This is a genomic window from Lawsonibacter sp. LCP25S3_E2 (genome assembly GCF_052117285.1).
Taxonomy (GTDB): Bacteria; Bacillota; Clostridia; order Oscillospirales; family Oscillospiraceae; genus Lawsonibacter.
Map to the genome: position 1 here is coordinate 154,784 of NZ_JBQKJL010000007.1, position 6,610 is coordinate 161,393.

The following is a 6,610-nucleotide window of genomic DNA, read 5'->3' on the forward strand; positions in this document are numbered from 1 at the left end:
TATGGCAAACTGCAAAAACAGAAACAAGTCTTTTAACGGCGCTTTGGGCACTTTAGGAGGCCTTTTCTAAAATCACTGTTAGAAAGGGCTGAGAAGTTTGCCCTTCCTGCGCGGCAGTCGGGCTTGTTTCACAAAACAACCCACTGATTCGTAAAGGAGAATGTAACTTCATGTTTGCTAAAAATTCAAAGGCATATTCTGTCTACCTGCTGTTCCGATTTGTCTTTTCCCTGGCGGTTTCTATGTCCACAGTGCTTTCCATCGTGTACCACCTGGAGGTGGTGCAGCTGGATGCTTTCCAGCTTGTCCTGGTAGGGACGGTTCTGGAGACCTCCTGCTTTCTGTTCGAGATACCCACCGGTGTGGTGGCGGATTTGTATAGCCGTCGGCGCTCGGTGCTGATTGGAATGTTCCTCTACGGCCTGGGCTTTCTGATGGAGGGTGCGCTACCGTGGTTCGCGCCGGTTCTGCTGGCCCAGGTTGTCTGGGGTTGCGGTGATACCTTCATCACCGGCGCTCTGGAGGCGTGGATTGCCTCGGAGGAAGAGGACAAACCCATAGACAAGGTGTTCCTGCGGGGCAGTCAAATGGGGCAAATCGGCGGCGTTCTGGGCGTGGTGCTGGGCACACTGCTGGGAAACATAAACCTGCAAATGCCTGTCATCTTGGGGGGCAGTTTGTGCTTGTTGTTGGGGCTGGTGTTGGTTCGCATCATGCCAGAAACCAACTTCTCCCCTGCTATTGAGGAACGGCAGGGCTTGCTTAAAGACTTTGTCTGCCTGTTCAAGCTCAACCTGGGCTTTGTGAAAGGCGCACCTGTGTTGCTGGCGCTCTTAGCAATCACACTATGCGGGGGACTTGCCAGTGAAGGCTTTGACCGGCTCTCCACCGCTCATTTTCTGGATGACACGGTAATACCCGTTATCGGGCCGCTGAACAGCGTCACTTGGTTCGGTGTTATCAGTCTTATCGGCAGCGGCTTAGGTATTCTGGCTTCTCAGTTGCTCATCGCCCGCATGGAGAAAAAAGGGACTGTCAGCCGAACCAGTGTGGTCATGTCCACCAGCGCCGGGTATATCCTGTGCCTGGTTCTCTTCGCGGTGGGGCGGAGCTTTTGGTTCATGTTGTTGGTGTTCCTGCTGGCGGGGCTTATGCGCACCATCAAGGAGCCTGTGCTGGCCGCCTGGATGAACGACCATGTGGATGAGAAAATGCGCGCCACAGTCTTTTCCACCAGCGGACAGCTGGACTCTTTCGGGCAGATCATCGGCGGGCCTATTGTGGGGCTGGTAGCCCAGCAGGTGTCCATACCCTGGGGGCTGGTCTGTACCGCTTTCCTGCTGTTGCCCGCGCTGTTCTTAGTGCCGGTGGCGGGAAAGAAGCGGGATTGATATGGCATAGTTAAGTTTACTGACGAGCGGGAGATTACTTCCGCTCGTCTTCATTTAGTAGCGCAAAATTTGAGGACTCTTTATTTCCTTATTCGGTATAGCGGAGGCGGCTGTCAATTCGACATAATTTTCTTGTGATACTTTACCGTACATGAGCATTTGGGTAGGGGTTCCATCCGGCGTTAAAAAACCTAAAGATTTTAAGATTTGGATAAAAGCTCTGTGATTGGTTGAAGTAAATCCAATATCCTTAAGGTGCTGTTGGGTAAATTTTTCAGGCGCTTGCCCTTCCTGAATTTTTTGAAAAAACTCAGGAAGCTGTCCATTTACAACTGTATATGTATTTGGAAGAGCCATATATCTCCCTCCTCATAGAAAATAATATCATGTATCGGCCATTTAAGCAATAAGTTTATAACCTCAAAACTAATTGAGGATACAGCTCAACAGCATGATGAATGACGCTTACTTCGGGACAAATTGTCTTACACTATTTTTCTTCACACGGCTCAGGCGATATATCCCCCGTCGCCGCATATTATTCAGAACAGCCGGGAGCTGTCTGTCAAGGGTGCATAGCACCGCCGTTATACGGCGGCTTGCCCTTGACTGGCGGCCCCCGGCTGTTCTGTTTTCTGGCGGCGTGACGGGGGTATATCCTCCAGAGCCGCCCCCTTTCCCAAGACTGGGAAAGGGCGGGGGGATAGGGTTGAACATCACGGAGGTTTTACTTATGAATTTTACCAACAGCCCCTATGAGCGCATAATGAAAGAAGTCCCTCGTTATAAGAAGTCGCCCCACAAAAGGCCCCGAAAGGATCGCCTTGTGCGGGGTGTCCTTATTGGCAGGGCATCACCTGTGTTTTTTACTATCGAAAGTACCTCAAAAAGTAAGGTTGATAAGTTAGCATTTGTCCATAAATGACGTCCAGTTTACAGAGGGTTCCTTTATAACCCCTATGGATTTGACGGGACTTGTCCGCCTTTTCTTCGTTGACTTTTGCTATAATTTATAGTATTATATTTTATAGTAAAGGAGGATGCTATATATGTCGTCCATTGATTTAGTGATTCTGGGGATTGTGCTGGAAAAGCCCCAAAGTGCCTATGACATTCAAAAAGATATTGAGTACCACAATTTCTCCCGCTGGACAAAAATCAGTATCCCATCTGTCTACAAAAAGGTGCTCCAACTAAAAGAAAAAGGCTATCTTACAAGCGATGTGGTAAAGGGAGAGCGGTTTGCCGAAAAGGCAATTTACTCGATTACCGATGTGGGGAAAGCCTACTTTGAAACGCTGATGGACACCATTGCTGAACAGAATGTGCCGCTTACCTTTGACTTCAATGTGGTGATTACGAACCTCAACAAAATGGATAGGCCCCATGCCCAAGCTCTTGTCAGCAAGCTGCGGAAAAGTATTCTTGCATCTGCGGAAAAAAACGAGGGGTATGCACAGCAATATGCAGATATTCCTTTGGTGGGCCGGACAATCTTTGACCAGCAGCGCCTTTTGTATCAAGTGCTGTTAGCATGGTTGGATTCTTTTTCGGCCCAGTTTTCCGAAGAGGAGAATGCCCTGTAATGGCACGAAGTACCCTAACGGTATTCTTTGAAAATCCATTTTGGGTCGGGGTCTACGAGCGTGTTGACGGTGATCGATATGAGGTTTGCAAAATTACTTTTGGAGCGGAGCCAAAAGACTATGAAGTATGGGATTTCCTACTCAAAAATTGGAGCAAGCTGAAATTCAGCCCACCCATCAAAGCCGAACGAGTTGAGGAGCGGAAGATAAATCCCAAACGGATGCAGCGGGAGATCCACAGCAAGCTGCAGGAGCCTGGGATTGGGACAAAGGCACAGCAGGCATTGAAATTGCAGCATGAACAAAACAAATTGGAGCGTAAAACCATAAGCCGTGAACAGCGGGAAGTGAAAAAAGAACGGCAATATGAATTGCGCCAGCAGAAAAAGCGGGACAAACATCGGGGCCGCTGAATGGGGGTGAGTAACACGGAAAACCGAGCTTGGATTTTATGCCCGGCGTGCGGCAGCAAAACACGCCTGCAAATACGGTCAGATACCGAACTGATACACTTTCCTCTGTACTGTCCCAAGTGCAAGAAAGAGTCATTGGTCAATGTAAAACAGCAAACGGTATTGGTTATCAAAGAGCCAGACGCTTTGACGCAGAGCCGATAACACAGGATCGAATCCTGATGTTGTCGGCTTTTTCATGTTTCTATCGCTTTATTATCTGCCCGGCGGCAGAAAAGAAAAAAACCGCCGTGGGCAGATCATTCATTATGCGCCTTGGATTTGAAATCTGCAGGTATTACGCTGAGTACCAATCGATCTATGGACTTCACATAGATACAGATCACCTCCATCTCCATTTTGCGATCAATACCGTCTCCTACAAAACGGGGAAGATGTATGCCGGTGGACTTTCTGACTGGCACCGACTGCAGGGATATATTCAGGGACTGATGCCCCAGTGGTACGTAGAGCTCAGAGTTTCAAATGGTCGAAACAATGGAGAAAATGATCTGGAAAGTTGATTTCCTTGACTGAAATTGATGGATTACCTATAATAACCTTAGGTTCTTTATATTGGTGGAAATATCAGTCTGAGGCTATGAAATTTGATATATCTGAGGTGGAACTATGGCCATTCCCAAGATAAGCAAGCAGGATGTGATGAAGGCGCTGCAGTATATTGCTGCAAACGGCATCCCGTCCTATCATCAAAGCGTAAAATATGATCTGGTGACGGAGGACGGCAAGAAATATCCGGTGAAGTATGTGGTTGCTGTGGCCAACCACCTTGCAAACGGTGAGGATATTGTTACCACGTCATTTCATGGAACCGAGGCAAGAGCATTTTTGCAGGAGCAGGGGTTTCATATTGAAATGAAACAGGAAAAGTATGAGCTGATTATTACTGCAAACGAAATTACATCGACAGATGAGCGGTTTACCATGAATGATTTAGCTCTTGGGGACAACTATAGGCCGTTGGACATATCGTTTAGACAAGCATCAGGCCGTACCATAAAACGTAATTATAGCAAAGGTGAGAGAAAAAGTTCAAATCAAACTTTGCCGCGCCTTGCCTGTCAGGTATTTGAAAAGCAGTTGGCATCATTGTCGATAGAAGAGAAAGAGAATTTCCCAATCTGCCAATATAAACCGAATACTGAGATTATCCGAGGAATTTACAGCAGCTCAGATGAGTTTAGAAAGCATCGTAACTCTATTGAATACCTGACCTACAACTACGGGGAAGGAATACAATTTATATTTTATTGCTGGAACATGTTCTCTACCTTGCTCTTCGTGCAAGAATGCCTGAAACGATTTGGGCAAGAGGGAGATCAGTTTATTCTACTTTATCGGGATAAAGATGAAAAGGAGACTGCAAAAGAAAAATGGGAAGCAGAAGAGCAAGAGGAACGGGTTCAGCAATTTCAGGGATATCGAAATGGATATTCGTCCATGCTGGTGGAGTCAAAGAATATCATATTCCGGGGAGCTCCCGGTACCGGAAAATCCTATCTGGCAAAGGAAATTGCTGCAGACATTATCAGCAACGGTTATTTTGATGACTACACTCTTTTGACAGAAGAGCAGAAAAAGCAGGTGGAATTTGTGCAGTTCCATCCCAGCTATGACTACTCCGATTTTGTGGAAGGTTTGCGCCCCAAGGTGAATGATGACGGTTCCATGGGGTTTGAACTACAGGATGGGGTTTTTAAGAAATTTATTGCTCGAGCAAGAAAGAACTATGAAGACGCTCAAAAATCCAAAGAGGTCATTGAAAAAGAAGTATCTGCGCAGCAAGCCATGGAGCAATTCTTCTCCAGCATCGAACTGGGCAGCGACCGATTCCAAACCATTAACGGCAACGAATTTTTGATTACCAGTGTAAATGACCGGCACATTAACCTTTCCATCCCTGGGAATGCAACGGTCAATAAGCTTTGCTTGAATGTGGGCGAAATTCGGCAGATGCTGGAATCCGGCCAGAAGTTTGAGAAGATTAAGGACATTACCAACTTCTTTGGAAAACAGTTTGCAACCCAAGGATATTCCTACGATTTTGCCATTTATAAGGCAATTAAGGCGCAAAAAAACACTTCGACAAAGAACATTTCCAGGAAGACCGAGCTGAAAAAATATATCTTTATTATTGATGAGATCAACCGCGGGGAAATTTCAAAAATCTTTGGGGAGCTCTTCTTTGCCATTGATCCGGGATACCGGGGCAGAGCTGGTGAAGTATCTACCCAGTATGCCAATCTCCATGAGGATCCGGATGAGAAGTTCTATATTCCTGAGAACGTCTATATCATCGGTACCATGAATGATATCGACCGCTCGGTGGACAGCTTTGACTTTGCCATGCGGCGCAGGTTTCGTTTTATCGAACTGAAAGCAGACGACCATGTAGAGATGTTGGCGGCCTTGGATAATGATGAGTTGGAGGCGGAAGCAATACGGCGCATGGCGGCGCTAAACAAGGAAATCGCGGAGGTAGAAGAGCTCAATGAGAACTATCAGATTGGAGCTGCCTATTTCCTTAAGCTGAAAACATTGAGCTTTGATCAGCTTTGGACCGATTATCTCCAGCCCCTGCTGCAGGATTATATCCAGGGGATGTATGACGAAAAGGGCATCATGGACCGCTTTGCCAAAGCATATGGATACCAAAAGTCAGATGGTGAGAACACAGATGAAGCCGTTCAGAATTAAAGATAACTCCTCTGTTCCCAAAGAGGCATTTTCTGACGTTCCGCTGCTTACCAAACGAATTGCAAATATAACCCTCACACAGCTGGAGCGGGATGGGGTTTTTGTTTTCCCGGAGTTAATCCGGGAGGCGGAGGACCTGGAAGCGGATCAGATGATTCTCCAGAGCGTAAACGGTACCTATCGCACTGGTAACGTTATGGGATTTTTGGGATGTGGGAGCGAACGACTAGTGATCGAATCCCGCTTTGCTGCTGAAGGCGAGGACTATTTCTTTTCCTACCTGCTGGATCGCGTTCTGGATATTCCGAACATCATAAGCCTGGACACGGATGCAGATCAGGAGAATAAACTCTGTATTCTGTCAAGTAAAAATCCCTGGTTTTGCCAAAGCAAATTCCTTGGTATTGCCACGGGAATTCCCTGGTTTTGCCACGCTATTTTACCCGCATGAGAGCGTTGCGCA

8 protein-coding genes are annotated in these 6,610 nt (G+C 46.9%); 7 read left to right on the top strand and 1 reads right to left on the bottom strand.

The window, feature by feature from the left end:
• The first annotated feature begins 170 nt into the window (after positions 1-170).
• Positions 171-1,391, top strand: a complete 1,221-nt coding sequence (gene tet(40) / locus ACTQ3R_RS08515; protein WP_002578914.1) for a tetracycline efflux MFS transporter Tet(40) — start codon at positions 171-173, stop codon at positions 1,389-1,391.
• 54 nt (positions 1,392-1,445) lie between these two features.
• Here tet(40) and ACTQ3R_RS08520 read toward each other — a convergent pair whose 3' ends face one another.
• A complete protein-coding gene (locus ACTQ3R_RS08520; protein WP_441778704.1) occupies positions 1,446-1,748 on the bottom strand; it encodes a DUF5343 domain-containing protein in 303 nt (100 codons plus the stop codon).
• A gap of 692 nt (positions 1,749-2,440) precedes the next feature.
• On the opposite strand from ACTQ3R_RS08520, the gene ACTQ3R_RS08525 reads away from it, so the two are divergent.
• The 6 genes from ACTQ3R_RS08525 (at position 2,441) to ACTQ3R_RS08550 (ending at position 6,598) form a co-directional block, all read left to right on the top strand.
• The gene (locus ACTQ3R_RS08525) at positions 2,441-2,977 is read left to right on the top strand and encodes a PadR family transcriptional regulator (protein ID WP_441778705.1); all 537 of its coding nucleotides are present in this window, start codon (positions 2,441-2,443) and stop codon (positions 2,975-2,977) included.
• On the top strand, positions 2,977-3,390 hold the full coding sequence (locus ACTQ3R_RS08530) for a YjdF family protein (RefSeq protein ID WP_441778706.1): 414 nt from the start codon (positions 2,977-2,979) through the stop codon (positions 3,388-3,390). The genes ACTQ3R_RS08525 and ACTQ3R_RS08530 overlap by 1 nt, the downstream gene beginning before the upstream one ends.
• Positions 3,391-3,594 carry a cysteine-rich KTR domain-containing protein gene (locus tag ACTQ3R_RS08535; RefSeq protein WP_441778707.1) on the top strand — a complete coding sequence of 68 codons (204 nt, stop codon included), beginning with the start codon at positions 3,391-3,393 and terminating at the stop codon, positions 3,592-3,594.
• Positions 3,595-3,611: 17 nt separating this feature from the next.
• The gene (locus tag ACTQ3R_RS08540) at positions 3,612-3,953 is read left to right on the top strand and encodes a relaxase/mobilization nuclease domain-containing protein (RefSeq protein ID WP_441778708.1); all 342 of its coding nucleotides are present in this window, start codon (positions 3,612-3,614) and stop codon (positions 3,951-3,953) included.
• A gap of 106 nt (positions 3,954-4,059) precedes the next feature.
• Complete coding sequence (locus tag ACTQ3R_RS08545) at positions 4,060-6,147, top strand: McrB family protein (RefSeq protein WP_441778709.1); 2,088 nt, start codon at positions 4,060-4,062, stop codon at positions 6,145-6,147.
• A complete protein-coding gene (locus ACTQ3R_RS08550; protein WP_441778710.1) occupies positions 6,128-6,598 on the top strand; it encodes a hypothetical protein in 471 nt (156 codons plus the stop codon). The genes ACTQ3R_RS08545 and ACTQ3R_RS08550 overlap by 20 nt, the downstream gene beginning before the upstream one ends.
• The last annotated feature ends 12 nt before the right edge of the window (positions 6,599-6,610 follow it).